Annotated in this window: 28 protein-coding genes; 22 read left to right on the plus strand and 6 right to left on the minus strand. The window is 59.3% G+C overall.

Annotated elements, in window-relative coordinates; translation table 11 throughout:
- Window positions 1–191 precede the first annotated feature (191 nt).
- The 10 genes from iscR (at window position 192) to HDE72_RS23335 (ending at window position 7,835) form a co-directional block, all read left to right on the plus strand.
- Window positions 192–668, plus strand: a complete 477-nt coding sequence (iscR, locus tag HDE72_RS23290; protein ID WP_065310626.1) for a Fe-S cluster assembly transcriptional regulator IscR — start codon at window positions 192–194, stop codon at window positions 666–668.
- Between the two features lie 35 nt (window positions 669–703).
- Window positions 704–1,960, plus strand: coding sequence for an IscS subfamily cysteine desulfurase (locus tag HDE72_RS23295; RefSeq protein ID WP_183746599.1), 1,257 nt, complete (start codon window positions 704–706; stop codon window positions 1,958–1,960).
- A gap of 174 nt (window positions 1,961–2,134) precedes the next feature.
- Window positions 2,135–2,524, plus strand: a complete 390-nt coding sequence (gene iscU / locus HDE72_RS23300) for a Fe-S cluster assembly scaffold IscU (protein WP_034779562.1) — start codon at window positions 2,135–2,137, stop codon at window positions 2,522–2,524.
- 48 nt (window positions 2,525–2,572) lie between these two features.
- Window positions 2,573–2,893, plus strand: coding sequence for an iron-sulfur cluster assembly protein IscA (iscA, locus tag HDE72_RS23305; protein ID WP_183676050.1), 321 nt, complete (start codon window positions 2,573–2,575; stop codon window positions 2,891–2,893).
- Between the two features lie 67 nt (window positions 2,894–2,960).
- Window positions 2,961–3,476, plus strand: coding sequence for a Fe-S protein assembly co-chaperone HscB (hscB, locus tag HDE72_RS23310; RefSeq protein ID WP_183746602.1), 516 nt, complete (start codon window positions 2,961–2,963; stop codon window positions 3,474–3,476).
- Between the two features lie 117 nt (window positions 3,477–3,593).
- Complete coding sequence (hscA, locus tag HDE72_RS23315; protein ID WP_183746605.1) at window positions 3,594–5,474, plus strand: Fe-S protein assembly chaperone HscA; 1,881 nt, start codon at window positions 3,594–3,596, stop codon at window positions 5,472–5,474.
- A 68-nt stretch (window positions 5,475–5,542) separates the two neighbouring features.
- Window positions 5,543–5,884: an ISC system 2Fe-2S type ferredoxin gene (fdx, locus tag HDE72_RS23320; RefSeq protein ID WP_183746609.1), complete on the plus strand. Its 342-nt coding sequence runs from the start codon at window positions 5,543–5,545 to the stop codon at window positions 5,882–5,884.
- A gap of 13 nt (window positions 5,885–5,897) precedes the next feature.
- Window positions 5,898–6,092, plus strand: coding sequence for a Fe-S cluster assembly protein IscX (iscX, locus tag HDE72_RS23325; RefSeq protein ID WP_183746694.1), 195 nt, complete (start codon window positions 5,898–5,900; stop codon window positions 6,090–6,092).
- Complete coding sequence (locus HDE72_RS23330) at window positions 6,079–6,996, plus strand: class I SAM-dependent methyltransferase (protein ID WP_409254981.1); 918 nt, start codon at window positions 6,079–6,081, stop codon at window positions 6,994–6,996. Before iscX ends, HDE72_RS23330 begins: the two co-directional genes overlap by 14 nt.
- Window positions 6,997–7,076: 80 nt before the next feature.
- The gene (locus HDE72_RS23335) at window positions 7,077–7,835 is read left to right on the plus strand and encodes an rRNA pseudouridine synthase (RefSeq protein WP_183746612.1); all 759 of its coding nucleotides are present in this window, start codon (window positions 7,077–7,079) and stop codon (window positions 7,833–7,835) included.
- Window positions 7,836–8,159: 324 nt separating this feature from the next.
- Here the strand turns inward: HDE72_RS23335 and HDE72_RS23340 are convergent, their stop codons facing one another.
- The 4 genes from HDE72_RS23340 to HDE72_RS23355 are packed head-to-tail and all read right to left on the minus strand — an operon-like array spanning window position 8,160 to window position 10,414.
- On the minus strand, window positions 8,160–8,696 hold the full coding sequence (locus HDE72_RS23340; protein ID WP_183746615.1) for an RDD family protein: 537 nt from the start codon (window positions 8,694–8,696) through the stop codon (window positions 8,160–8,162).
- Window positions 8,686–9,441 (minus strand): DUF3106 domain-containing protein, encoded by a 756-nt coding sequence (locus tag HDE72_RS23345; protein ID WP_183746618.1) that lies wholly within the window; start codon window positions 9,439–9,441, stop codon window positions 8,686–8,688. The genes HDE72_RS23340 and HDE72_RS23345 overlap by 11 nt, the downstream gene beginning before the upstream one ends.
- 2 nt (window positions 9,442–9,443) lie before the next feature.
- A complete protein-coding gene (locus HDE72_RS23350; protein ID WP_183746621.1) occupies window positions 9,444–9,848 on the minus strand; it encodes a DUF3619 family protein in 405 nt (134 codons plus the stop codon).
- Window positions 9,845–10,414 carry an RNA polymerase sigma factor gene (locus HDE72_RS23355; RefSeq protein ID WP_183676059.1) on the minus strand — a complete coding sequence of 190 codons (570 nt, stop codon included), beginning with the start codon at window positions 10,412–10,414 and terminating at the stop codon, window positions 9,845–9,847. Before HDE72_RS23355 ends, HDE72_RS23350 begins: the two co-directional genes overlap by 4 nt.
- Window positions 10,415–10,912: 498 nt before the next feature.
- Between HDE72_RS23355 and HDE72_RS23360 the strand changes: the two genes are divergently transcribed.
- The 10 genes from HDE72_RS23360 (at window position 10,913) to HDE72_RS23405 (ending at window position 21,048) form a co-directional block, all read left to right on the plus strand.
- Window positions 10,913–12,640 (plus strand): acetolactate synthase 3 catalytic subunit, encoded by a 1,728-nt coding sequence (locus HDE72_RS23360; RefSeq protein ID WP_183746623.1) that lies wholly within the window; start codon window positions 10,913–10,915, stop codon window positions 12,638–12,640.
- A 2-nt stretch (window positions 12,641–12,642) separates the two neighbouring features.
- Window positions 12,643–13,134, plus strand: coding sequence for an acetolactate synthase small subunit (gene ilvN, locus HDE72_RS23365; RefSeq protein WP_038493839.1), 492 nt, complete (start codon window positions 12,643–12,645; stop codon window positions 13,132–13,134).
- A gap of 69 nt (window positions 13,135–13,203) precedes the next feature.
- Window positions 13,204–14,220, plus strand: a complete 1,017-nt coding sequence (gene ilvC / locus HDE72_RS23370; RefSeq protein WP_183746626.1) for a ketol-acid reductoisomerase — start codon at window positions 13,204–13,206, stop codon at window positions 14,218–14,220.
- Window positions 14,221–14,385: 165 nt separating this feature from the next.
- Complete coding sequence (locus tag HDE72_RS23375; protein ID WP_183746629.1) at window positions 14,386–14,781, plus strand: hypothetical protein; 396 nt, start codon at window positions 14,386–14,388, stop codon at window positions 14,779–14,781.
- Window positions 14,774–15,184, plus strand: coding sequence for a hypothetical protein (locus HDE72_RS23380; protein ID WP_183746632.1), 411 nt, complete (start codon window positions 14,774–14,776; stop codon window positions 15,182–15,184). Before HDE72_RS23375 ends, HDE72_RS23380 begins: the two co-directional genes overlap by 8 nt.
- Window positions 15,185–15,419: 235 nt before the next feature.
- Entirely contained in the window at window positions 15,420–16,658 is a 1,239-nt protein-coding gene (locus HDE72_RS23385; protein ID WP_183746635.1) for an MFS transporter, read from the plus strand.
- Between the two features lie 152 nt (window positions 16,659–16,810).
- Window positions 16,811–17,566 carry an SIMPL domain-containing protein gene (locus HDE72_RS23390; protein WP_183746638.1) on the plus strand — a complete coding sequence of 252 codons (756 nt, stop codon included), beginning with the start codon at window positions 16,811–16,813 and terminating at the stop codon, window positions 17,564–17,566.
- Between the two features lie 114 nt (window positions 17,567–17,680).
- Entirely contained in the window at window positions 17,681–18,439 is a 759-nt protein-coding gene (locus HDE72_RS23395) for an SIMPL domain-containing protein (protein WP_183746641.1), read from the plus strand.
- Window positions 18,440–18,594: 155 nt separating this feature from the next.
- Complete coding sequence (gene pssA / locus HDE72_RS23400; protein ID WP_183746644.1) at window positions 18,595–19,440, plus strand: CDP-diacylglycerol--serine O-phosphatidyltransferase; 846 nt, start codon at window positions 18,595–18,597, stop codon at window positions 19,438–19,440.
- 63 nt (window positions 19,441–19,503) lie between these two features.
- Window positions 19,504–21,048 (plus strand): 2-isopropylmalate synthase, encoded by a 1,545-nt coding sequence (locus HDE72_RS23405; protein WP_183746647.1) that lies wholly within the window; start codon window positions 19,504–19,506, stop codon window positions 21,046–21,048.
- A gap of 39 nt (window positions 21,049–21,087) precedes the next feature.
- Here the strand turns inward: HDE72_RS23405 and HDE72_RS23410 are convergent, their stop codons facing one another.
- Both HDE72_RS23410 and bamE read right to left on the minus strand, forming a co-directional pair.
- Window positions 21,088–23,157, minus strand: a complete 2,070-nt coding sequence (locus HDE72_RS23410) for a PKD domain-containing protein (RefSeq protein ID WP_183746650.1) — start codon at window positions 23,155–23,157, stop codon at window positions 21,088–21,090.
- A 168-nt stretch (window positions 23,158–23,325) separates the two neighbouring features.
- Entirely contained in the window at window positions 23,326–23,817 is a 492-nt protein-coding gene (gene bamE / locus HDE72_RS23415; RefSeq protein WP_183746653.1) for an outer membrane protein assembly factor BamE domain-containing protein, read from the minus strand.
- Between the two features lie 186 nt (window positions 23,818–24,003).
- On the opposite strand from bamE, the gene rpsO reads away from it, so the two are divergent.
- Both rpsO and pnp read left to right on the plus strand, forming a co-directional pair.
- Window positions 24,004–24,273, plus strand: coding sequence for a 30S ribosomal protein S15 (gene rpsO, locus HDE72_RS23420; protein ID WP_010399743.1), 270 nt, complete (start codon window positions 24,004–24,006; stop codon window positions 24,271–24,273).
- Between the two features lie 235 nt (window positions 24,274–24,508).
- Window positions 24,509–26,626, plus strand: a complete 2,118-nt coding sequence (gene pnp / locus HDE72_RS23425) for a polyribonucleotide nucleotidyltransferase (protein ID WP_183746656.1) — start codon at window positions 24,509–24,511, stop codon at window positions 26,624–26,626.
- Window positions 26,627–26,780: the final 154 nt, after the last annotated feature.

The raw sequence follows: 26,780 nt of genomic DNA on the forward strand, positions 1-26,780 counted from the left end.
TGGCGTGGCCTGCTAAGCCCCTGTCAGCCCTGTGGTCATCGAGGGGCTCTCTGACAAACCCCGCCGAATTTGTTATACTTGACTAATTCATTCAACTACTCGGTCTTTAGGATCGCGAAAGCGAAGATTGGTTGAAAGTTGAAAAACCGCAATATTTTAACCCAGTTATTAAACAGTTGAGCCGAGGATGTATGCGTCTGACCACAAAAGGCCGTTTTGCCGTGACAGCGATGATCGATCTTGCCCTGCGTCAGGGCAAGGGGCCGGTCACTTTGTCTGGCATCAGCCAGCGCCAGTCGATTTCCCTGTCCTACCTGGAGCAGCTGTTCGGCAAGCTGCGCCGCCATGAGATCGTCGAGTCGATCCGTGGTCCGGGCGGCGGTTACAGCCTGGCGCGCCGCGCCGACAAGGTGACGGTGGCCGACATCATCATCGCTGTCGACGAACCGCTGGACGCCACGCAGTGCGGTGGCAAGGAACATTGCCATGGCGCCGACGCGGCTACCGGTGCGCGCTGCATGACGCATGAGCTGTGGTCCACACTCAACGAAAAAATGGTCGATTATCTGGATTCTGTGTCCTTGCAGGACCTGGTCGACCAGCAGAGACAAAAGAATGCCGAGCAAAGCGTGATGGTGATGCACCGTAACCACGCCGCCCTCGGTTAAAACAGATACCAGTTGCTAGATTGCAGGAGTTATTGATGAACGCCCCAGAAAAAAACGTAGGCCAGGTGCACTTTGAAACGGCGCCGCATTTCCCGATCTATATGGATTACTCGGCGACCACGCCTATCGATCCACGCGTTGCCGACAAAATGATTCCTTACCTGCGCGAGCAGTTTGGCAATCCGGCATCGCGCAGCCATATGTACGGCTGGACCGCGGAAAAAGCCGTGGAAGAAGCGCGTGGCCACGTGGCGGCGCTGGTCAACGCTGACCCGCGTGAAATCATCTGGACTTCGGGCGCCACGGAAAGCAACAACCTGGCCATCAAGGGTGCAGCGCAGTTCTACAAAACCAAGGGCAAGCACATCATCACCGTCAAGACCGAACACAAATCGGTGCTGGACACGGTACGTGAGCTGGAACGCATCGGCTTTGAAGCGACCTATCTGGAGCCGCAAGACAATGGCCTGATCACGGTCGAGCAACTGGCTGCCGCCGTGCGTCCGGACACCATTCTGGTCTCCGTCATGCTGGTGAACAATGAAATCGGCGTGATCCAGCCTATCGACGAGATCGGCGTGTTCTGCCGCTCGAAAGGCATCATCTTCCATTGCGATGCTGCCCAGGCGACCGGCAAGATCGTGATCGACCTGCAAAAGACCAAGGTCGACCTGATGACCTTCACAGCCCACAAAACCTACGGCCCGAAAGGCGTGGGCGCGCTGTACGTCTGCCGCAAGCCGCGCGTGCGCCTGGAAGCGCAAATGCACGGCGGTGGCCACGAGCGCGGCTTGCGTTCGGGCACCTTGCCTACGCACCAGATCGTCGGCATGGGCGAAGCGTTCCGCATCGCCAAAGAAGAAATGGATAGCGAAATGAGCCGCATCAAGGCTTTGCGCGACCGCCTGGCCAAGGGCTTGCAAGAGATCGAAGAAACCTACATCAACGGCGACATGGATCACCGCGTGCCGCATAACCTGAACGTGAGCTTCAACTACGTTGAAGGCGAGTCGCTGATCATGGCGATCAAGGATATCGCCGTGTCGTCCGGTTCGGCCTGCACCTCGGCCAGCCTGGAACCATCGTACGTGCTGCGCGCCCTCGGCCGCAGCGACGAACTGGCGCACAGCTCGATCCGTTTCACCATCGGCCGCTTCTCGACCGAGGAAGACATCGACTTCGCCGTGAACCTGCTGAAATCGAAAGTACACAAACTGCGCGAACTGTCGCCGCTGTGGGACATGTTCAAGGACGGCATCGACATCAATTCCATCCAATGGGCTGCCCACTAAAAGTACCTGCCAAACCTGCTGCGCGTCGCGCTTTGCGGCCTGCGATGCTCACTGTGCTCTAGCACAGTTGCGCTTCTCGGCCACAAATCACTGCCGCTCGCTACGGTTTTTCAGGCACTTTACTCATTTTGCCCTTGTTAATGGGGCCTGCAAGAATATTTAAGGAGCATCAAAATGGCTTACTCGGACAAAGTACTCGATCACTACGAAAACCCGCGCAACGTTGGCGCTTTCGACAAGGGTGATGAAACCATCGGCACCGGCATGGTAGGCGCGCCTGCTTGCGGCGACGTGATGAAACTGCAGATCAAGGTTGGCGCCGATGGCCTGATCGAAGATGCGAAATTCAAGACCTATGGCTGCGGTTCGGCCATCGCATCGAGCTCGCTGGTGACCGAATGGGTCAAGGGCAAGACTCTGGATCAAGCGCTGGCGATCAAGAACACCCAGATCGCGGAAGAACTGGCGCTGCCGCCAGTGAAAATCCACTGCTCGATCCTGGCGGAAGACGCCATCAAGGCAGCGGTGCTGGATTATCAGACCCGCCATCCGGCTGCGGCCTAAGTTTGCATCCTGTCCCGGCCGCGAGGCCGGGCAGGCGCGGAGAGCTACATGATTACACTGACCGAAAAAGCGGCGAAACACATCAACCGTTATATCGAACGGCGCGGCAAGGGCATGGGCTTGCGCTTTGGCGTGCGCACCACCGGTTGCTCGGGCCTGGCCTACAAGCTCGAATATGTCGATGAAGTGGCGGAAGAAGACAGCGTCTTCGAATCGCACGGCGTGAAAGTTTTCGTCGATCCGAAAAGCCTGCCATATATCGACGGCACGGAACTCGATTTCGCGCGCGAAGGCTTGAACGAAGGCTTCAAGTTCCACAATCCAAACGAAAAAGATGCCTGCGGCTGCGGCGAGAGTTTCCGCATCTAAGACGCAAGCAGGACCCCGGTCGGTGCCGCTGTACTCATCGATTGAGGCACAGCGACCACTGACTATCATGCAAAACCACTTTGAATTATTCCAGTTGCCGGCGCAGTTTGTGCTGGACTTGGCCGCGCTCGATACCGCTTACCGCGACGTACAGGGCAAGGTACACCCCGACCGCTTCATCAACGCCAGCAGTGCGGAAAAGCGCGTAGCCATGCAGTGGGCGACGCGCGCCAATGAAGCCTACCAGACCCTGAAAAGCCCGCAAAAGCGCGCGCAATACCTGTGCGAACTCCATGGTGTCGATCTGCAGGTGGAATCGAACACGGCCATGCCGGTCAGCTTCTTGATGCAGCAGATGGAGTGGCGCGAGGAACTGGGCGATGCGCGCGCCGGCAAGGATGGCGATGCGCTTGACGCGCTGGACCGCCAGCTGCGCGGTGAACGCAAGACTCTGCTGGCCCAGGTCGGCGCCCAGCTCGACGCGGCAGACTATGTGAACGCGGCGCAAAGCGTGCGCGCGCTGATGTTTCTCGACAAGTTCGGTGAAGAAGTGCGGTTTGCTTATGAAGCTATCGAGGCCTGAAGCGTGACTTTGGCCCGCGCTTTATAATGCGCGCTACCGTTTCACGGCATCAAGCGCAGTATCAGGCGCAGTATCAAGCACAGTACCAAGCAAAAAATTAATCGAGGCACGAATACAATGGCACTTCTGCAAATCTCCGAACCAGGCATGTCGACCGCGCCGCACCAGCACCGCCTGGCCGTCGGCATCGATCTTGGCACCACCAATTCCCTGGTCGCGACCGTCCGCAACAGCATTCCCGAAGTGCTGAACGATGAAGATGGCCGCTCGCTGCTGCCGTCCGTGGTGCGCTATCTTGCAAACGGCCACGCCAATATCGGCTACAAGGCCCTGGCCGCGCAAACCACCGATCCAAAAAACACCATCGTTTCCGTCAAGCGTTTCATGGGACGGGGACTGGCCGACATCGCCTACGCGGAAAACCTGCCCTACGACTTCCAGGATACGCCTGGCATGGTGCAGCTGAAAACCGTGGCTGGCGTCAAAAGCCCGGTCGAAGTGTCGGCGCAAATCCTGGCCACCCTGCGCCAGCGCGCGGAAGATTCGCTGGGGGATGATCTGGTCGGCGCCGTAATTACCGTGCCCGCGTATTTCGACGACGCCCAGCGCCAGGCCACCAAGGATGCGGCCCAGCTGGCCGGCCTGAACGTGCTGCGCCTGCTGAGCGAGCCGACCGCCGCGGCTATCGCCTATGGCCTCGATAACGCTTCCGAAGGCGTGTACGCGGTGTACGACCTGGGCGGCGGCACCTTCGACATTTCGATTTTGAAGCTGAGCAAGGGCGTGTTTGAAGTACTGTCCACCGGTGGCGACTCGGCCCTGGGCGGCGACGATTTCGACCGCCGATTGTTTTGCTGGATCAGCGAACAGGCCAAACTGGCGCCCTTGTCCGATGAAGATACGGCCATCTTGCTGGTCAAGGCGCGCGAAATCAAGGAATTGCTGTCGACCAAGTCGGAAACCACGATAGACGCCAAGCTGAACTCGGGCGAAGAAATCCATTTGCGCATCACGGCCGAAGAATTCGCGGCCATGACGGCGCACCTGGTCGTGAAAACCATGAGCGCCATCAAGAAGGCCCTGCGCGACGCGAACGTCGATGCGGACGACGTCGATGGCGTGGTGATGGTGGGTGGCGCCACGCGCATGCCGCACGTGCAGCGCGCCGTCAGCGAATATTTCCATACCACCCCGCATGCGAATATCGACCCGGACAAAGTGGTGGCGCTGGGCGCGGCCATCCAGGCAAACTTGCTGGCTGGCAACCGTGCCGCTGGCGACGACTGGCTGTTGCTGGACGTGATTCCCTTGTCCTTGGGCATCGAAACCATGGGTGGCCTGGTGGAAAAGATCATTCCCCGCAATTCGACGATTCCGTGCGCTAGAGCCCAGGAATTCACGACCTTTAAAGATGGCCAGACGGCCCTGGCCGTGCACGTGCTGCAGGGCGAGCGCGAACTGGTCAGCGATTGCCGTTCGCTGGCGCGCTTTGAGCTGCGCGGCATTCCGCCGATGGTGGCGGGCGCCGCGCGCATCCGCATCACCTACCAGGTCGATGCAGACGGCTTGCTGTCGGTGTCGGCGCGCGAGCTGCGCTCTGGCGTGGAAGCGTCGATCAGCGTCAAGCCAGCCTATGGCCTGGAAGACGACGAGATCGCCCGCATGCTGCAGGATTCCTACACTTCGGCCGACGTCGACATGGTGGCGCGCGCGCTGCGTGAAGAGCAGGTGGAAGCGGAACGCATCGTGCTGGCCACCCAGTCTGCGCTGGACGAAGACGGCGCCTTGCTGGACGTGGCCGAACGCGCTCTAGTGGATGGCTTGATGGTGCAAGTGCGCCAGGCGATTGCCGACTCGCAGACCGGCGCCGTCGATCACCAGGCCTTGAAGCGGGTGATCGAGGCGTTGGCCGACGGCACCGAAGATTTTGCTTCGCGCCGCATGGACCGCAGCGTGCGCACCGCCTTGACGGGCAAATCGCTGGACCAGGTGGTTTAAATAATACAACAGCGCGCCGCCGCATAGCTTGCCGGCGCGCTCCGAATGACAGACTGAAAGAAGACACCATGCCACAAATCGTTATCCTGCCTCACCCTAAACTGTGCCCGGACGGCGCCGTGATCGAGGCGCCAGCCGGCAAGTCCATCTGCGACATCCTGCTGGAAAACGACATCGACATCGAGCACGCCTGCGAAAAATCATGCGCCTGCACCACTTGCCACGTGCTGGTGCGCGAAGGCATCGCCTCGCTGAACGAAGCGACGGAACTGGAAGAAGACATGCTGGACAAGGCCTGGGGCCTGGAAGCCGTGTCGCGCCTGTCCTGCCAATCGATCGTTGCCGAGGAAGACCTCGTCGTTGAAATCCCGAAATACACGATCAACCAGGTCAGCGAAGGCAGCCACTAATATGGCCACGACGATGAAATGGTCCGACATCACGGCGATTGCCGAGGCCCTGTACGACACGCACCCGGACATCGACCCCTTGACCGTGCGTTTCACCGACCTGCATAACTGGGTGGTGAGCCTGGACGGCTTCGACGACGACCATACGCGCGGCGGCGAAAAAGTGCTGGAAGCAATACAGATGGCGTGGATCGATGAAGCGCGCTAAGGGCGTGGCGGTCGCCGCAAATGTGCCCGCAGCGCCGAAAGACGTGATCACGGCCGCCAGCAACATGCCCGAGATCAAGGATGGCCAGTCGATCGCCTTGCTGCAGGAATTGCATATCCTGACGCGCGACGGCAAGATGAACCAGGACAGCCGCCGCAAGCTCAAGCAGGTCTATCACCTGACGCAGTTCATCGAGCCGCTGCTGCGCGAAGTGCAGCTGGATCATCCTGGCGTCTCTTTGGTGGATCACGGCGCTGGCAAGTCTTACCTGGGTTTCATCCTGTACGACCTGTTCTTCAAGAACGGCAGCGACGGTTCGCATATCTACGGCATCGAGACGCGCGAAGAGCTGGTGCAGCGCTCGCAAGAGCTGGCGAAGAAATTCAACTTCCCCGGCATGTCTTTCCTGCCGCTGTCGGTCGCCGAATCGACGGAATCGAACTTGCTGCCCCAGCAGATCGATATCGTCACAGCCTTGCACGCGTGCAACACTGCCACCGATGACGCCATCCATTTTGCCCTGAAGAAAAAGGCGAAATTCATGGTGCTGGTGCCGTGCTGCCAGGCCGAAGTGGCGTCCGTGCTGAAGAAGAACAAGGGCAAGAGCCTGGGCAAGAATGTCTTGACGGAACTGTGGCGCCACCCGCTGCACACGCGCGAGTTCGGCAGCCAGATCACCAACGTGCTGCGCTGTTTGCAGCTGGAAGCCCATGGCTACCAGGTCAGCGTGACGGAACTGGTGGGCTGGGAACATTCGATGAAGAATGAATTGATCATCGCCAGCTACAAGAATCTGCCGCGCCAGCGTCCGACCGAGCGCCTGCAGGAAGTGCTGCAGACCCTGGGCCTGGAAGAGATGGGCCACCGTTTCTTTGCCGAAGAGCTGGCCAAGGCAAACGCTTAGCTCTTAGCAATTGCAAACGAGGGGAGGAGCGGGTCGGTTACAATACCGGCTTTCTCCTCCCCTTGCCGTTTACGCATCCCATGACCAATTTAACTGAAATGCCCACCGTCCGCCTGGCCAAACGCCTGGCTGAAGACTTGCCCTGTTCGCGCCGCGAGGCCGAGCTGTATATCGAGGGCGGCTGGGTCACGGTCGATGGCGAGCTGGTCGAGGAGGCGGGCGCGCGCGTGTCCGACAAGCAGGAAGTGCTGCTGTTGCCCAACGCCACCCTGGAAGAAATGCCGCCGGTAACCATCCTGTTGCACAAGCCGGCCGGTTTCAATGCCGGCATCGGCAAGGAAGGCAAGCCTGCGCTGGCCTGTTTGTTGCAGGAAGCCTTGTTCGTGCCTGAAAACGTGCCAGCCAGCGCCGTCCAGCGTTTTCTGAAGCGCCACCTGATCGGCCTGACGATCACCAATCCGCTCGACACCATGGGTTCCGGCCTGGTCGTATTCACGCAGGATTTTCGCGTCGCCCGCAAGCTGGTCGACGAAGCGAAAACGGTGGAGCAGGAATTCATCGTGGAAGTGGCGGGCAAGATTGCCGACAATGGCCTGGCCTTGCTCAATCACGGCCTGCCTTTCAATGGCAAACCTTTGCCACCGATCAAGGTCAGCTGGCAAAATGAAACGCGCTTGCGCTTTGCCCTGAAAAACGTGCAGCCGGGCCAGATCGCCCATATGTGCCGCATGGTGGGCCTGGAAGTGGTAGCCATCAAGCGCTTGCGCATCGGCCGCATTTCAATGGGCGCCATGCCCGCCGGCCAGTGGCGCTATCTGTTGGGCTTTGAACGCTTCTAGGAGCGTCCGAGCAAACCTATTGCGCGTCGTGCTTTGCCGCCTGCGATGCTCACCGTACTCAAGTACGATTGCGCTTCCTGGCCACAAATCACTGCCGCTCGCTACGGTTTTCTCAGACGCTGTGAGCTTGCTTGTTTACTTCAGAATGCACATGCTCTCAGTGGTGGCAAAAAACAAGGTCAGCCAGCGGCGGAACAGGCACGGCGTGAGATTGTCCATGCGCGCATGTATGGGGGAGGGGAGAGATAGGCATGGTGACGCCATGATCGCCGACGTCTGCCCGATGCTTCAATGATGCAGATCAAGTCCTGCTAAAACTTCTACTCAGGCAGCTGCTTTCTTGGCTTTCTTGGCCGGTGCCGGCAGTTGCACGATCTGCGTGCCCAGGATCTTGTCATGCAGAAATTGCCCATTGCCCGTGAACAGGGCCGTGGCCGACCAGGCCAGGATGCCGATACCCAGCGCCGACAGGGCGGCCCAGTGCTGCAAGTTCAGCACATACGACACCAGCAGCGCAGGCAGCAGCCACATCCATGCGAGTATGTAGCGGTAGGCGGCGATGCGTAGCGGCACGTGGGCCTGGCCCGGCAGCACGACCTTCAAACGCCAGGTCTTCATGGCCAGGGTCTGGCCTTCACGGCTCCATTGGTGGATGAAATAGGCGCCCATGACGAGGAAGGCCAGGCATTGGCGCATGTGCTCGGTCAAGGGCGTGTGCGCGCCTTGCACGGCCAGTTCAAACAGCAGGAAGGGCAGGAACAGCACGGCCAGTGCCAGCAGCGACTCATACACCATGGAAATCAGGCGGCGCTTGATTGTGGGGCGGGAGTGGATGCTGGGCTCTGGTGTGCTATTTGGCATTAGTTGGCGGTGGCGTAGAGGTAGTCGGGGGAGGTGCGACCGGTGCGGTGGCAGCCGGGTCCGCCAGCGGCGTTGCTGCCGCTGGTGCAGCAGCCGGACTGACTGGCATAGGCGCAGCAACAGCGTTAATGATAGGCGCGGCAGGCGCCATGATCACGCCAGGGTGAGCCGGCAGCAACTTGTTCGCAGGTTTTTTCGGCACAGGTTCAGCCGCCAGCTTTTTCTTTTGCTCTTCCGGCAACTGCTGGTATTGCTCCCATTGCAGGGTTTTTTCACCAGGATCGATGCGTTTGGCGCGCGCATAATTTTCACGCACCATGTGGCGCTGCTCCGGCGTCAGCTTGATCCATTCGCGCATGCGCTCATGCACGCGCGCCTGTTCGTCCGGTTTCATGGAGGCAAAGCGGTTGGCGATGTCCAGCCATTTCTGCTTGCGCAAGGCCGACATCTTGTTCCATTCGCCGGCCAGCGGCGCCAGGGCTTCCTGCTGCGGATGCGACAGATTGGCCCACAGGGGATTGTCGGTCGATTTCGCCGTGCCACCTTTGCCGGCCGTGCGCGGCGCGCCATGCTTGGCAGTGGCTGCCGAGGCTGTGGCGGAAGCTGCCGCTACAGCGGCGGCGGCCACCGGCGCCGCTGGCGGCGCCGAAGAGTGGTTGCTGAGCCAGGCGACACCGGCCAGGGCGCAGGCGCCCACGCCGATACCGGCGGCCAGCAGGCCTTTGCGTACGCTATGACCGGCCATGCTTATTGCTCGCGTTTCGTCAGGTAGGCATTGAAGCCATGGTCCATATACGCCGACAGGGGCAGTTCGTCCGACAGCACGGCGGCGTCGAGTTCAGCCAGTTCGGCCACGCGTTGTTCCTGCTCGAACTGATAGATGCCTGTCAGGCCGGCCACCAGCAACAGCAGCGGGATGATGACGCTCATGCGTGTCAGCCAGGCCATCGGTTCGGCAAAGAACTGCGTGGCGATGCCGGCCAGCACGTTCTGGCGGACCAGCACCTTGACGGGCGCGTCCGCCTTCTTGCGCGATAAGGCCGCTTTGCGTGCCAATGCCAGGCGATCGGTGGCCGATGCGGGCAGGTCGTCGAGTTTTTCGTTTAGTGCGTGGCGCACTTTGTAAGCGAAATTGAGATCGTCGGTATTCATAGTTTTATTCCCTTGGCTTTCAGCGATTCGGCGAGCGTGTGCGTAGCTCTTGAGCAATGTGTTTTCACGCTGCCTTCGGAGCAACCCATCGCTTCCGCTGTTTCAGCCACATCCATGTCCTGCCAATAACGCATGAGGAATGCTTCGCGTTGACGCGCGGGTAGTTTTTGTACCTCTGCATCGATTAAATCGAGTATCTGCGCGCGTTCGACCTGATCGGCCGAAGATTCTGCGGCGCTGGACCCCTGTTCTGCTTCGTAAGTATCAAGTAATTCAAAATCTTCATGCTCGTCGCCGGCCGGTTTCATGCCTGAAAACAGGCTGACCCAGGTGTTGCGCACCTTTTCGCGGCGGAAATAATCGAGGATGGTGTTCTGCAGTATGCGCTGAAACAGCATGGGCAGTTCGGCGGCAGGTTTGTCGCCGTACTTTTCTGCCAGCTTGATCATGGCGTCCTGCACGATGTCGAGTGCTGACTCTTCCTTGCGGACCGCGTAGGCGGCCTGCTTGAAAGCGCGCCGCTCGACATTTTCTAGAAAGTCGGATAATTCTTTGTCTGTTGCCATGCGGTATGGGGCGAGCTAGCGGCTGCGTGTGCTGTGGGCTGAAGGGAAGGTGGGTATGCTTTTTACAAACTGAGCGCATGCTAGCAAAAAATGTGTGTTTCCGCATGATTTTTACATACGGAGTGCGCAAAAAACGCATGCTGATGACATTTTCCTTGACCGTTATGGTGCGACGCGATAACGTATGGGACGCTTTGAACACCCCAAAGCTCTATGGTCAGGTCGCAACCGGCACACAAAGCCAGCAGCGGCCAGACGCGCTTTCATTTGTAGGCAGTTTGTTCTAACCCGCGCCACAAGCGCGAGCGGTTCGCACAGGCGCCACAGAAACTCCGGCCAAACGAGTTGCGTTAAGCGTTGTTTTGTAAGGTATCTATGGGTGCCCAAAGAAATGTCGTGACCGCATGAAAAGGGAAGCAGGAGCACTGTCGCGCACGGCGTACTTCGTCAGGAAAGAACATCCGATCAATCTCCAATGGACCTTGAAAGGAATGTTTCATGAATACCGAGGCAACAATACCTATTACTGGCGCAGAAATTGTCGTGCGCTGTCTGGCTGAAGAGGGCGTCGAGCACGTCTTTGGATATCCGGGCGGAGCCGTACTCTACATCTACGACGCCATCTTTCAGCAAAACAAATTCCAGCATATCCTGGTACGCCACGAGCAGGCCGCCGTACACGCTGCCGATGCCTATTCGCGCAGCTCGAACAAAGTCGGCGTCGCCATCGTGACTTCCGGCCCTGGTGTGACCAATGCCGTCACGGGGCTGTCGACCGCGTACATGGATTCGATCCCGATGGTGGTGATTTCCGGCCAGGTGCCCAGCCACGCCATCGGCCAGGATGCCTTCCAGGAATGCGACACGGTCGGCATCACGCGTCCGGTGGTCAAGCACAACTTCCTGGTCAAGGACGTCAAGGACCTGGCATCGACGATCAAGAAAGCTTTCTTTATCGCCAAGACAGGCCGTCCCGGCCCCGTGCTGGTCGATATCCCGAAAGATATCAGCATGCACAAATGCCATTTCGACTATCCAAAGGAAGTCGAGATGCGTTCCTACCGTCCGGTCGACAAGGGCCATTCGGGCCAGATCCGCAAGGCGGTGCAATTGCTGCTGCAAGCGGAACGTCCGATGATCTACACGGGCGGCGGCGTGATTTTGGCCAATGCAGCTCCCGAGCTGAACAAGCTGGTCGACCGCCTGGGTTTCCCTTGCACCAACACTTTGATGGGCCTGGGTGGCTACCGCGCGTCGAGCGAGCAGTTTGTCGGCATGCCCGGCATGCATGGCACTTACGAAGCAAACATGGCGATGCAGAATTGCGACGTGCTGATCGCCATCGGTGCCCGTTTCGATGACCGTGTGATCGGCAACCCGAAACATTTTGCTTCGCACCCGCGCAAGATCATTCACGTGGACATCGATCCATCGTCGATTTCCAAGCGCGTCAAGGTCGATATTCCCATCGTCGGCAACGTCAAGGATGTGCTGATCGAATTCCTGGCGCAACTCGATGCGGCCGAAGCCAAGCCCAACGTCAATGCGCTTTCGAACTGGTGGAAGCAGATCGCCGAATGGCGCGGCCGCGACTGCCTGAAATATCCGACTTCGGATCTGGTCATCAAGCCGCAATCGGTGGTCGAAAAAGTGTTCCAGCTCACCAAGGGCGACGCTTTCATTACCTCCGACGTGGGGCAGCACCAGATGTGGGCTGCGCAATACTATCGCTTCGACAAGCCGCGCCGCTGGATCAATTCCGGCGGCCTGGGCACCATGGGGGTCGGCTTGCCCTACGCCATGGGCGTGCAGATGGCCAATCCGGACGCGACGGTCGCCTGCATCACCGGCGAAGGCTCGATCCAGATGTGTATCCAGGAATTGGCGACTTGCAAGCAGTACCACCTGACGCCGAAAATCATCATGCTCAACAACCGTTTCCTCGGCATGGTGCGCCAATGGCAAGAGATCGATTACGGCTCGCGCTATTCCGAGTCCTACATGGATTCGCTGCCCGACTTTGAGAAGCTGGCCGAAGCCTATGGCCACGTGGGCATGAAAATTGAAAAACCGGGCGACGTCGACGGCGCCCTGAAAGAAGCGTTTGGTTTGAAAGACAGGCTGGTGTTCATGAACTTTATTACGGACCAGTCTGAAAACGTGTGGCCCATGGTGAAAGCCGGCAAAGGCCTGTCCGAAATGATGCTCGGATCGGAGGACTTGTAACCATGCGCCATATTATTTCTGTCTTGCTGGAAAACGAAGCGGGCGCCCTGTCGCGCGTGGTGGGCCTGTTCTCGGCACGCGGCTACAACATCGAAACACTGACGGTGGCGCCGACCGAAGATGCTACCCTGTCGCGCATGACCATCGTCACCAGCGGTTCCGACGACATCATCGAGCAAATCACCAAGCACTTGAACCGTTTGATCGAGGTGGTGAAAGTGGTCGATTTGACCGAGGGCCAGCATATTGAACGTGAGTTGATGCTGATCAAGGTCCGGGCCGTGGGCAAGGAGCGCGAGGAAATGAAGCGCACTGCCGATATCTTCCGTGGCCGCATCATCGACGTCACCGAAAAGACCTACACGATCGAGCTGACCGGCAACAAGGTCAAGCTCGACGCCTTCATCGATTCGATCGACCGCGCCGCCATCCTGGAAACCGTCCGCACGGGCGGTTCGGGCATAGGCCGCGGCGAACGCATCCTGAAGGTCTGAGGTAACAATAAACGCATATTGCAGTAGCAGCACCCCCATACAACGCAGTGACCAAATATAGGAAATACCATGAAAGTTTTTTACGACAAAGACGCCGACCTCTCCTTGATCAAGGGTAAAAACGTGGCCATCATCGGCTACGGTTCGCAAGGCCATGCCCACGCACAAAACCTGAACGATTCGGGCGTCAACGTGACCGTCGGCCTGCGCAAGGGCGGCGCTTCGTGGAACAAGGTTGAGCAAGCCGGCTTGAAAGTGGCGGAAGTGAACGACGCCGTGAAAGCAGCCGACGTCATCATGATCTTGCTGCCAGATGAAAACATCGCCCAGGTCTACAACGAAAACATCGCCCCGCACGCCAAGCAAGGCGCCGTACTGGCCTTCGCCCACGGCTTCAACGTGCATTACGGCCAGGTCGTGCCACGCGCCGACCTCGACGTGATCATGGTTGCGCCGAAAGCGCCAGGCCACACCGTGCGCGCTACCTACACCCAGGGTGGCGGCGTGCCGCACCTGATCGCCGTGTACCAGGACAAATCGGGCATCGCCCGCGATATCGCCCTGTCCTACGCCTCGGCCAACGGTGGCGGCCGTGCCGGCATCATCGAAACGAACTTCCGCGAAGAAACCGAAACCGACTTGTTCGGCGAACAGGCCGTGCTGTGCGGCGGCGCCGTGGAGCTGATCAAGGCCGGTTTTGAAACCCTGACCGAAGCCGGTTACGCGCCAGAAATGGCCTACTTTGAGTGCCTGCACGAACTGAAGCTGATCGTCGACCTGATCTATGAAGGCGGCATCGCCAACATGAACTACTCGATCTCGAACAACGCCGAATACGGCGAATACGTGACGGGCCCGAAAATCGTGACCTCGGCGACCAAGGATGCGATGCGTCAATGCCTGAAAGACATTCAAACGGGCGAATACGCGAAGAGCTTCATCCTGGAAAACAAGGCAGGCGCACCGACCCTGATCTCGCGCCGCCGCCTGACGTCCGAGCACCAGATCGAAGAAGTGGGCGCCAAGCTGCGCGCCATGATGCCTTGGATCGCCAAGAACAAGATGGTCGACCAGTCGAAGAACTAAGTTATTTCAGTTCGTCGCAAGAGAAAGCCGGCATTTGCCGGCTTTTTTTCGTCTGTTTGATATAGCCCATGCTGTTGCAGTGAACTTTTCAGCAAAATAGGTTTCTCTGAATTATTTCCTAAGTGTATTATTTATATTCAGTAAATTTTATATAGGAATTCTAAAGTGGCCACTCGTCCTACCTCTGTCAATATCATTTCCTGGTTCATCATCGTCACCTCCGTGTTGTCGCTCGGTTCCGCGTATTACAGCCTCAATAACCCGCTAACGCAGGAATTGATGGCCAAGAACCTGTTGCCGATCCCCGTGCAATATGTGCAGATGTTCGTGGGCCTGGTCATCAGCCTGGTTGCGGGGATTGCCATGCGCCAGGGCCACAACTGGTCGCGCCTGGTGTACGTGGGCTGGAGTGTCATCGGCCTGGTGATTGCCTTGGTGACGTCGCCGATCAAGGTGGCCGTCATCCCCGGTGCTGTGGTACTGGCCGTGATCGCCTATTTCCTGTTCCGTCCGAGCGCCAATGCCTACTTTACCCCGCGTGTTGCGGCCAACGATGCGTAAGCTTTTCAGCGTGGTGTTCAAGTTTTTCGCTGGTATGTTTCTCTATTTGATCACCTTCCTGGCTTTCGCGAAAAATATCGGTTCCGATGGCCGATGGGGCATGCTGGCCATCTTCATGGGGCTGGCCGTGGCGGCGATGCTGGCCGGGCTGGCCGTGAGCGGATTTGCCTATTGGCGGCGCGATACCGGCATCGTGCTGGTATCGACGGCGGCCTTTAACGCATTCCTGGTGCTGACCATGGCATGCCTGTTCAGTAGCGATGAGTTTTTGAAGATGCTGCCGCCGGAAAGCGCTGCCATGTTTAATAGTTACTGGACGGGCGGCGCCGTCATACTGGGCCTTGCCGTGCTCGGCGGCTGGCTGCTGAAGAGCGCGACGCCAAGGAGCGACAGCCTGGCCTGACTGCTCGCGCAAGAAACAGCAAGCCAGGCATCCCGGTGGATGCCTGGTTTTTTTTAAGCACACGTTTTTCGCTCGCCTCCTGTGTTTCCATATTCCTATATAATCCCGCCCTTCCTTTGCAGTTTCATACTCGACTGCATCTGTTTCGGTTTCTGCCGACCGCAACGCGCATCACCGCTTTCGTAGCACGCCAGGCGCTTATTCATTAGCTGCTTGCGCAATCAGAAGGACTCCTATGACTGACCGCTTTACCGCCACAGTGCCGCCATCGGCCGCTGTTGATACTTCCATTCCCCAACGCCTTCCGGTGCTGGCCTTGCTGGCCCTGGCCATGACCAGTTTTATCGCCATCCTGACGGAAACCTTGCCGGCCGGCCTGCTGCCGCAGATTGCCCAGGGCCTCGGTATTTCCGAAGTCATGACGGGCCAGTTGGTCACCGTGTATGCCATCGGTTCGATTTTGACGGCGATACCGCTGACGGCGCTGACCAGCAGCTGGCGCCGGCGCCATGTGCTGTTGCTGGCGGTGGGCGGCTTTCTGGTCTTCAATACCGTCACCGCCCTGTCGCCGCATTACATCGTGACCTTGATTTCACGCTTTTTGGCCGGCATGGCTGCGGGCCTGGCCTGGGGCTTGATGGCCGGTTATGCGCGGCGCATGGTGCCGGCGGAACAGCAGGGCAGGGCGATGGCGATTGCCATGATAGGCACGCCGCTGGCCTTGTCGCTCGGTGTGCCGCTGGGCACCTTGATGGGTGGCGTGCTGGGCTGGCGCAGCATCTTCGGCATCATGTCGGGCCTGGCCGTGGTGCTGATCGCCTGGGTGTTGCTGGCCGTGCCTGATTATCCGGGGCAAAAAGATGGCGAGCGCCTCAGCATACGCGAGGTTTTCATGACGCCGGGCGTGCGTCCCATTTTGTGCGTGATCGTGGTCTGGATGCTGGCGCACAATATTTTGTACACCTATATCGCGCCGTTCCTGGCGCCGTCCGGCTTGCGTGGCCGGGTCGACCTGGTGCTGCTGGTGTATGGCGTGGGGTCGCTGGCGGGCATCTGGCTGGTCAGTCAGTTGATCGACCGCTGGCTGCGCAAGATGGTGCTGGGCAGTATCGCTGCTTTTGCGCTGGTGGTGGTGGCGCTGGGCGTGGCCATGGACTCTCCCGCCGTGATCTATATCAGCATGGTGATCTGGGGCATGACCTTTGGCGGCGCCGGCACCTTGCTGCAAACGGCCTCGGCTGACGCGGCCGGCGACGGCATGGATGTGGCGCAAGCGATGGTGGCGACCATCTGGAACGTGGCGATTGCGGGCGGCGGCCTGGCGGGCGGCATGCTGCTCGACGGCTATGGCCCGGCAGCGTTTCCGTGTGCCATGCTGGGCTTGCTGGTCGTGGCCTTGGCTGTCGCCTGGCGCGCCCATGCGCACAGCTTCAAGCCGGGCCGCCGCACGGGTGGTGCGGTGGCTGGGCACTGACTGTTATTTAAAATAACACTGTTATGAAATGTGAGAAAATGTGACGGGCGAGGGCAGTTTGTGACGATTTGTTAATTTGCGCCACGGGAATGGTTGAGCCGGTAGAATCTACGCACTTTGACAAGTTTTATCAATCACCGAGGAGTACCCCTATGACCGTCATGAAATCCGTTCTTGTCGCCGCCGCTGCCACTGTTGCCCTGAGCGCGCACGCGCAAACCCTGCCGACGACCGGCACCCTGGTGGTGGTGCCAGCCTACGGCGAAGTCAAGCATGCCAATGACCAGGTGGTTGCCACTCTGGCCATCGAAGAGCAGGACAAGGACAAGGCGGCTGCCGCATCGCGCGTCAACCAGAAGATGAACAAGGGCGTGGCCATCGTCAAGCAGGCTGACCCGCAAGCCGTGCTGAAATCGTATGGCTATTACACCTACCCTGTGTACCCGGAAGAGCGTCCGCTGCCAGCCGGCGCCGTGGCCAAGCCGCGTGTGCCGACCGCCTGGCGCGTGGGCCAGTATCTGGAAGTGACCACCAGCAATCTGAGCAACTTGCCGAAAACCGTGTCGGCCGCACAAGGCGTGCTGACCCTGAATGGCTTGAATTTCGGCCTGAAGCCGGAAACCATCCGCGTGCTGGACGATCAGCGTATCGCCGCCACGTATAAAAACCTGAACGAGCGCATCGCTTCGATTGCCCGCGCCATGGGCCGCAATGTGTCCGACGCCGTGCTCGATACGGTAGATTTTGAGGGTTCGGGTAATTACGCCAATGAAAGCCGTCCCGCCGCCGCACCGATGATGATGCGCAGCGCCAAGATGGCCGACGACAGCGCTGTCGCCGAGCCTAGCTTCGAGCCAGGCGAGACGACACTGGATATGCGCGTGGTTGGTAAAGTCAAATTCAAATAAGGGACGCATGCCTGCGCGCCGCGCCTTGCGGCTGCGCTGTACTATTTCCTAAAGCCATGGGGTAGCATCATCACCCCATGCGCGTCCATGTTGTAGAAATCCGAGGAGAAATATATGACCGTCATGAAAACGATGCTGGCTGCGGCCGCCCTTGCCACCGTCACCCTGTCCGCACAGGCGCAGAGCCTGCCCACTGCCGGCACCCTGGTCGTCGTGCCGGCGAATGGTGAAGTGGTGCATGCAAATGACCAGGTGACCGTCACCCTGGCCATCGAAGAGCAGGACAAGGACAAGGCCGCCGCCGCTTCGCGCGTGAACCAGAAGATGAGCCAGGGTGTTGCCATCGTCAAGCAGGCCGACCCGCAAGCCGTGCTGAAAACCCAGGGGTATTACACGTATGCCGTGTACCCGGAAGCCACCCCATTGCCAGCGGGCAGCGTTGCCAGGCCGCGCGTGCCCACCGGCTGGCGCGTGGGCCAGTATTTGCAGGTGACGACCACCAACCTGGCGGCCTTGCCAAAAACCGTGTCGGCGGCACAATCCGTGCTGACCCTGAACCGCTTGAACTTTGGCCTGGCGCCTGCCACCGTGCGCAAACTCGATGAGCAGCGCATTGTTGCCGCGTATCAAAACCTGAACCAGCGGGTGGCTGCGATTGCCGCTGCCATGGGCCGCAATCTGAGTGACGCCGTGATCGATACCATCGACTTCGAAGGCTCGGGCAATTTTGCCCAGCGTCCCACCTTGATGGCTGCGCGTTCTGTCAGCGCCGATGCGATGGCCTATGGCGGCCAGCAAGTGGCTGAACCGAGCTTCGAGCCGGGTGAAACGACCCTCAGTATGGGCCTGGTGGCCAAGGTGAAGTTCAAGTAGCCGCTTGAATGTAAGCGCAATGTTGTCAGCTTGACGCCGCCGTGCTTTTCTTTGGCGGCCGCTCCTCTATAATGGCAGCATAGTCTGGCGGTGGCGCAGGGCCACCACGGGCATCCGGCATCGCTTATTTTGCAGTACACAAGAAATGGAACAACATGGCAAACTTCCCCCGTCGTAGAGGCAAGAACGGCACATCCGCAGTCTCCAAAGCTTCCCGCTTCAGCAAATTCGCGCGCCAGCCGGTTGCCGATGGCGTAGGCAAAAAAACCTTGCGCCGCCGGGGAATCTATCTGTTGCCCAATGCCTTCACGACGGCTGCCCTGTTTTGCGGTTTCTACGCCATCGTCATGGCCATGAACCAGAAATTCGAACACGCGGCCTGGGCCATCTTCATCGCCATGATACTCGACGGTCTCGATGGCCGCATCGCCCGCCTGACCAATACCCAGAGCGAATTTGGCGCCCAGTACGACAGCCTGTCCGACATGGTCTCGTTCGGCGCGGCGCCGGCGCTGGTGATCTATGAATGGTCGCTGCGCGGCATGGGCAAACTGGGCTGGCTGGCCGCCTTCGTGTATTGCGCCGGCGCCGCCTTGCGCCTGGCCCGCTTCAACACGAATATCGCGGTGGTCGACAAGCGCTTCTTCCAGGGTTTGCCCAGCCCGGCAGCGGCGGCCATGATCGCCGGCTTCATCCTGCTGATGAACGACCTGCAAGTGTCGGGCAACCAGCTGGCCTGGGTCTCGTGGGTGATCGCCCTGTTCGCCGGCCTGACGATGGTCACGAACGTGCCGTTTTACAGTTTCAAGGATGTGAACTTCCGCAAATCCGTGCCCTTCATCGTGGTCTTTTTGCTGGCGCTGTTCTTTGCGCTGATCTCGATCGATCCGCCGAAAGTATTGTTCCCCATCTTTGTAACGTATGGCTTGTCCGGTTATGCCGTGTTTTTCTGGCGCATGGCCAAGGGCAAGCCCGTCAGCATCATCCAGACCGACCATTAATGATATTGAGGTAGTCAGGTAAGGTGGGTCGGTAGCATAGCCAGTCTTCAGCCAGGAGCAGCCATGAATGCAAATAACCGACTCATCATCTTTGACACCACCCTGCGCGACGGCGAGCAATCGCCGGGCGCCTCCATGACGCGCGAAGAAAAGCTGCGCATCGCCCGCCAGCTCGAACGCATGAAGGTCGATGTGATCGAAGCGGGTTTTGCGGCGGCCTCGCCAGGCGACTTCGAGGCGATACGGGCAATTGCCGGCGCCGTGCGCGAATCCACCATCTGTTCGCTGTCGCGCGCCAATGAGCGCGACATCGCCCGCGCCGCCGAAGCGCTGGCGCCCGCCGAGCGCAAGCGCATCCACACTTTTATCGCCACCTCGCCGCTGCACATGCAGATGAAGCTGCGCATGACACCCGAGCAAGTGCTGCTGCAGGCGCAACATGCCGTGCGCTATGCGCGCCAGTTTACGGACGACATCGAATTCAGCCCGGAAGACGGCAGCCGTTCCGACGAAGATTTTCTATGCCGCGTGCTGGAAAGCGTGATCGCCGAGGGCGCCACCACCATCAATTTCCCCGACACGGTCGGTTATGCCGTGCCTGAAGTCTTCGGCAACACCATCAAGCGCTTGCGCGAACGCATACCGAATGCCGATAAAGCCATCTGGTCGGTGCATTGCCATAACGACCTGGGCCTGGCCGTGGCCAATTCCCTGGCCGGCGTCATGCTAGGCGGCGCGCGCCAGATCGAATGCACCATCAATGGCCTGGGCGAGCGGGCCGGCAACACGGCGCTGGAAGAAGTAGTGATGGCGCTGCGCACGCGCGCCGCCTATTACAACTTGACGGTGGGCATAGACACCACGCAGATCGTGGCGGCCTCGAAAATGGTCTCGCAAATCACCGGCTTTGCCGTGCAGCCGAACAAGGCGGTGGTCGGCGCGAACGCGTTTGCGCACGCTTCCGGCATCCACCAGGACGGCATTTTGAAGGCGCGCGAAACCTATGAAATCATGCGCGCCGAAGACGTGGGCTGGACTGCCAACAAGATTGTGCTGGGTAAATTGTCGGGCCGGAATGCTTTCAAGCAGCGCTTGCAGGAATTGGGGATTACCCTGGAAGCCGAAGCGGAGGTGAACGCCGCGTTCGGGCGCTTCAAGGAGTTGGCTGACCGCAAGGCCGAGATTTTCGATGAAGACATCATGGCACTGGTCAGCGCAGAAGAGCAGGCGCAGGAGAGTGAGTACTACCGTTTTATTTCACTGGCGCAGCAATCGGCGACGGGTTCAGTGCCGCATGCCACGGTGACGTTTTTGCTTGGTGGTGAGCGGCGCAGCTGTGAAGGACAGGGCGATGGCCCGGTCGATGCAACCGTCTATGCAATTGAAAGCGCGGCCGCCAGTGGCGCCGAACTGGTGCTGTTTTCCGTCAACGCCATCAGCACGGGCACGCAGTCGCAGGGGGAAGTGACGATGCGCCTGTCGCGCGACGGGCGCATCGTCAATGGCGTAGGGGTGGACGCCGATATTATTGTTGCTTCAGCCAAAGCCTATCTGGCGGCGCTCAATAAACTGCATGCGAAAGATGAGCGTATCGACCCGCAGCCATGAGAAGATCCTGCCGCAGCACGTGACTGCGGCAGGGAGTACTTATGGACGTACCGGGACTTTACTGCGATAACGGATCGACGCCTGCGTGGTCACGCCGGCGCAGTTGTCGTCCACATCGATGGCGATGCTGGCCGGCGAACCGCTGCTGTCGAACACATATTCGCGCACGACAAAAGTGCCCGTGCTCTTGCCCTTGCAATCATCCTCGCCGACCCAGCCATAGCCAGTCACGCCGCTGGTGTTGCCTGGGCCGTAGCTTGCCGTCAGGCCTGTTTGCCAGGTCTGGCTGGCAGGCAGGGTGATGAGGAAATTGCGCTCGCGGCTGGACATGATTTCGGTCGTATTGTCCGTGTAGTAGCGGGCGTAGGCGAATTCCGTGGCGCTGGCGTCGCTTTCAATCACCAGCTCGCCTTTGCCGATGCGATAGGTATACAGCAGCGCTTGCGAAAAATCGGTCAGCACCTGAATCGCCAGTTGCTGGGTATCCGTTTCACCGGCAGCGTTGGTCACCTGCAATTCGATGGTGGACACGCCCTTGCTGCTGGCCGGACCCGTGACCGTGATACGTGGCGCCGTGGTGCTGTCGAGCGTCAGCGTCGGGCCGGACAACTGGCGCCAGCGGATGCTGCTGACGGGCTGGCCATTGGCCGACGAGGCGTTGGCATCGAGCGTCAGGCTGGCGCCCGATCCCAGCAGCAGTGGCGCTGCATTATTGGTGCCGATCACGGCGCGTATGCTTTGCTTGACTTGCACCAGGCCGCCAGGCGAGCTGATGGAGTTGCCGGTGACATCGCGCAGCGGGTAGGTGGCGCTGTCGTCAAAGCTCAGTTGGTAGTTGACGCCTGGCACGAACTGCGTGGCGGGACGCACGATCAGGATGGCGCCCTTGTAGCTGACATTGGCTGCGATGGTGCCGAAGCTGCCGTCTTGTGGGCGGAAAAACACATTGCCCACCGGTAAAGTCTGCAAAGGGCGTGAATAGACCCACGACAGGCTGCCGGTGCCAGGCGTGACATTCGTCAGGTCGGGCGCAATCAGCAGTGACAAACCGCTTTGCGTGGCCGGCTTGATGTCATATTTGGCCAGGCCCGCATTTTGCGGCAGCCAGGCGCCGCTGCTCCACAGATAGCTGACGGCTGCTGCGGGGATGCTGGTCAAGGGCGTGGCGCCCAGCACGACGTCGAGCTCGCTGCTATCGGCGACGGGGCGCACGCGCAAGCCTGCCTTGCTGTCGCTGGCGCCCGTCAGCAGCAATTCGCCGGCGTCGGGCAGGGTGTCAAACCAGGAACTCCACGGCGTGACCGTGCTGACGTCCAGGCTGCCGCCCAGTATTTCGCTGGCCAGGTGGTAGCGCAGGCTGGTGGTGGCGCGCGCGGTGTCGATGCGCAATTCATGCTGCGCGTCCAGTACGGTGATGGTGTCGCTCTTCACAGTCTTGCTGACGCTGTCGGTCACCGAGAAGACCAGCGCCTGGGCGTCGGAATAGGTGTGCAACAGCTTGGACAGATCGCCGCTCGCATAGTCAAAGCGTACGTTGCCGCTCAGATTCTGGCGCGCGCCGCCGCTGCTTTCGGCGAATCCCGGTGCAAAGCTGATGCTGCCGCTCAATTGCTGGCCATTGGGCGGCGTGGCGTAGGCCACATTGATAGTGCCGTCCAGCACCACATCGACTTCCTTCAGATAGCAGTTCACATACGTCACGCTCAGCTTGTCGCCGGCGCTGACATTGTGGCTGCCATCGGCATCGGTGAAGGTGGCGCTCTGGCTGCCGCCATTGCTGCAGGCCTTGGGCAAGGTGGCGCTATCGCTGAAGCCAGCGCTCCAGTCGACCACGTTTTGCGCCATACCCAGCGGCACGATGCCATAGCCTAACGCTTGCGGCGGGGCCGAGCTGGCGTTGCTGCTGCTGAGCAGCAATGGCGTGTTGGCGTTCGAAGCGGGCGGCGTGACTGGCGGCTGTGGTGGCTGTGGCGGCGGGGCGCCGGGAAAGGCGGGATCGCTCGCGCCGCCACCGCCACCGCCACAGGCGGTGAGGATAGCGGCGAATATCAGGGAAAGGGGCAGGGCGGGACGGACAAAGCGGCTGGGGTGGCTCGGTGCTTGCGGCATCTTTTTCTTTCGGTACGGTTGATTTGTGCGGCCTCTTTCTAGTAGCTTGATATAGATGGGCCAGTACTTGCTTGTAGACTTTACACAATGTTTCCATATGGAAACTACCGCATTCTAGCATCGAGAATGTTGCCTTGCAGCATCTTTGTTGAAAAAAGCAGCAGCGCCTCAAAAGCGTTTCAACTCCTTGTCCGGGTCCGGGCCGTTGAGCATCATGCGCACGATGCCCGCGTCGTCAAAATGCACATGCATCATGGAATCCCAGGCGCCCGACTCCTTGTAGCGGTAAGACCAGACATGCAGCTTGCTCAGCGCCAGATAGGATTTTTCGGTCGGCTTGCCCAGCAGGTGCAGCACGTCTTCCTGGTTGGAAACACCTATCTTGATGCGTCCGAAGGCCGGTGCATCGAGTACTTGCTCATAGGACAGCAGGCGCTCATCCAAGCCGAAGCGCGCCATGAAGGTGGTTTGGCCCCAGGGGCCGTTGGCGTATTCCAGTTCCGGCCCGGTGGCCAGCTGGTAGACATTTGTCGGCCGCCCCAGGCGCGCTTCCACGGCAGCGCGGGTTTCGCCCGGCTGTGGCGGCGGAGTGCGCCAGCTGGCGCAGGCGCTCAGCATAATCGTGAGGGCAAGTGTTGTTAATTTGTGTATCGTTTTCATGGTCGGATTCCTTAAAAGACGGCGAAATCCTATCATGCGCTGATAAAAGCCTGCACGGCAGGATACAGGCGGGCGTTTTTCCGATATACTTGCGCGTCTGGTTTTCAATTTGAACCAGAATTTCTTTTAATGTAGTTCACGGTGTATAGGGTGAAGACTCTGCGCACCGCATGTGAAAGGTTTATCATGACAGTAGAAAACATCAACAAAGCCGCTATCATCGCGGACAACGCACGTGGTCAAAACGACACCGGCTCCCCAGAAGTGCAAGTTGCTTTGCTGACAGCTCGTATCAACGAACTGAACGGCCACTTCAAAGCCCACTCGAAAGACCACCACTCCCGCCGCGGCCTGATCATGATGGTCAACCGTCGTAAGAGCCTGTTGTCCTACCTGAAGGCTAAAGACGCTACCCGTTATCGCGACCTGATCGCTAAACTTGGTCTGCGCAAGTAATTTTTGCCGCACAAGGTTTATACAGAAATGCCTGCGCCAGTTCGCTGACGCGGGCATTTTGTCATTTGAAATTCCGAATTCGTTTCACTGGGTAAAGTAATCTCAGTAGAATAAGATGTTTAAAAAGTAAAGTAGTAAAGGTGGCAATGATCGGTGTCAACGATCTGCATGCCGCCTGTGGTGAGGTGAACGACAGCCCCTGAAAATCTGTCGGCAATTAGAAAAGGGATACCCCATGTTTAACAAAGTTACGAAAACCTTCCAGTACGGTCAACATCAAGTGACGCTGGAAACGGGCGAAATCGCACGTCAGGCATCCGGCGCAGTACTGGTGTCGATCGAAGATACCGTCGTTCTGGCAACGGTGGTGGCACGCAAAGATGCCAAACCAGGCCAGGATTTCTTCCCTTTGACGGTGGATTATGTTGAGAAAACCTATGCTGCCGGTAAAATCCCGGGCGGTTTTTTCAAGCGCGAAGGCCGTCCTTCCGAAAAAGAAACACTGACTTCCCGTCTGATCGACCGTCCTATCCGTCCGCTGTTCCCGGAAGGCTACCTGAATGAAGTGCAAGTCATCATTCACGTGCTGTCGGTCAACCCGGAAATCGATCCTGACATCGCCGCCATGATTGGCGCTTCGGCTGCCCTGTGCATATCGGGCGTGCCATTCAACGGTCCTATCGGCGCCGCGCGCGTTGGTTACGCCAATGGCCAGTACATCCTGAACCCGACCGTCCAGCAACTGAAAACCTCGGAAATGGACCTGGTTGTCGCCGGTACCGAAACGGCCGTGCTGATGGTGGAATCGGAAGCGAAACAGCTGTCCGAAGAAATCATGCTGGGCGCCGTGGTATTTGGCCACGACCAGATGAAAGTCGTCATCGACGCGATTCACGACCTGGTGCGTGATGGCGGCAAGCCGGAAGTGGAATGGGCGCCTGCGCCGAAAAACGAAGCACTGATCGCGCGCGTCGCGCATTTCGCCAACGCCAAGATCAATGATGCGTATCAAACCAAGGACAAGCAAGAGCGTACGGCCAAGCTGAAAGCAGCGACGTCGGAAGTGATCGCCGACCTGTCGGCTGAAGTTGCTGCCAACGGCGGCGCGTCCATCGACAGCGCTGAAGTGAACAACATCCTGTTCGACATCGAAGCGAAAATTGTGCGTACGCAAATCCTGGACGGCGAGCCACGCATCGACGGCCGCGACACGCGCACCGTGCGTCCTATCTCGATCCGTACCAGCGTGCTGCCACGCACCCACGGTTCCGCTCTGTTCACGCGCGGCGAAACGCAGGCGCTGGTGGTGGCGACCCTGGGTACTGCCCGTGACAGCCAGAAGATCGATGCGCTGATGGGCGAGTTCACCGATTCGTTCATGCTGCATTACAACATGCCTCCGTTCGCCACCGGCGAAACCGGCCGTGTCGGTACGCCTAAACGCCGCGAAATCGGCCACGGCCGCCTGGCCAAGCGCGCGCTGATCGCCGCCCTGCCGGCAGCTGAAGAGTTCAGCTACTCGGTACGCCTGGTATCGGAAATCACCGAATCGAACGGTTCCTCGTCGATGGCGTCGGTATGCGGCGGCTGCCTGGCGCTGATGGACGCCGGCGTGCCGATGAAAGAACACGTGGCCGGTATCGCCATGGGCCTGATCAAGGAAGGCGGCAAGTTTGCCGTGCTGTCCGACATCCTGGGCGACGAAGATCACCTGGGCGACATGGACTTCAAGGTAGCCGGTACCCGCAACGGTATCACCGCGCTGCAGATGGACATCAAGATCATGGGCATCACCAAGGAAATCATGCAAGTGGCGCTGGCGCAAGCCAAGGAAGGCCGCGAGCACATCCTGGGCGAAATGCAAAAAGCCATGCCGCACGTCAAAACCGAACTGTCCGATTTCGCACCGCGTCTGATCACCATCAAGATCAACCCGGAAAAAATCCGTGACGTGATCGGCAAAGGCGGCGCCGTGATCCGCGCGCTGACCGAAGAAACCGGTACCCAGATCGACATCAGTGACGAAGGCGTGGTCACCATCGCTTCCGTCGATGCTGCTGCCGGCCAGGAAGCCAAGCGCCGCATCGAAGAACTGACGGCGTCGGTCGAAGTGGGCAAGACCTACGAAGGCACCGTGCTGAAACTGCTGGACTTCGGCGCCATCGTGCAAGTCATGCCAGGCAAAGACGGCTTGCTGCACATCAGCCAGATCGCCAACGAGCGCGTCAACGCCGTGGCCGACTACCTGAAAGAAGGCCAGCTGGTACGTGTCAAAGTACTGGAAACGGACGACCGCGGCCGTCTGAAGCTGTCGATGAAAGCAGCTGAAGGCAACGAAGCGCCAGCCGCTTAAGTTCGCCTGATGGCGGTGTGAACCGCCTGATAAAAACCGCCAGCGCGCAAGCCCTGGCGGTTTTTTTATGGTGCGCCCAGCATGGGCGCACTCCTGCGGGTGCAAGTCCCGCCGCGAGCTGACCACAGTGAGCGAAGTGAAGCGCAACTGCGGG

Origin of the sequence: Janthinobacterium saanense, assembly GCF_014200675.1 — a bacterium.
Taxonomy (GTDB): Bacteria; Pseudomonadota; Gammaproteobacteria; order Burkholderiales; family Burkholderiaceae_D; genus Janthinobacterium.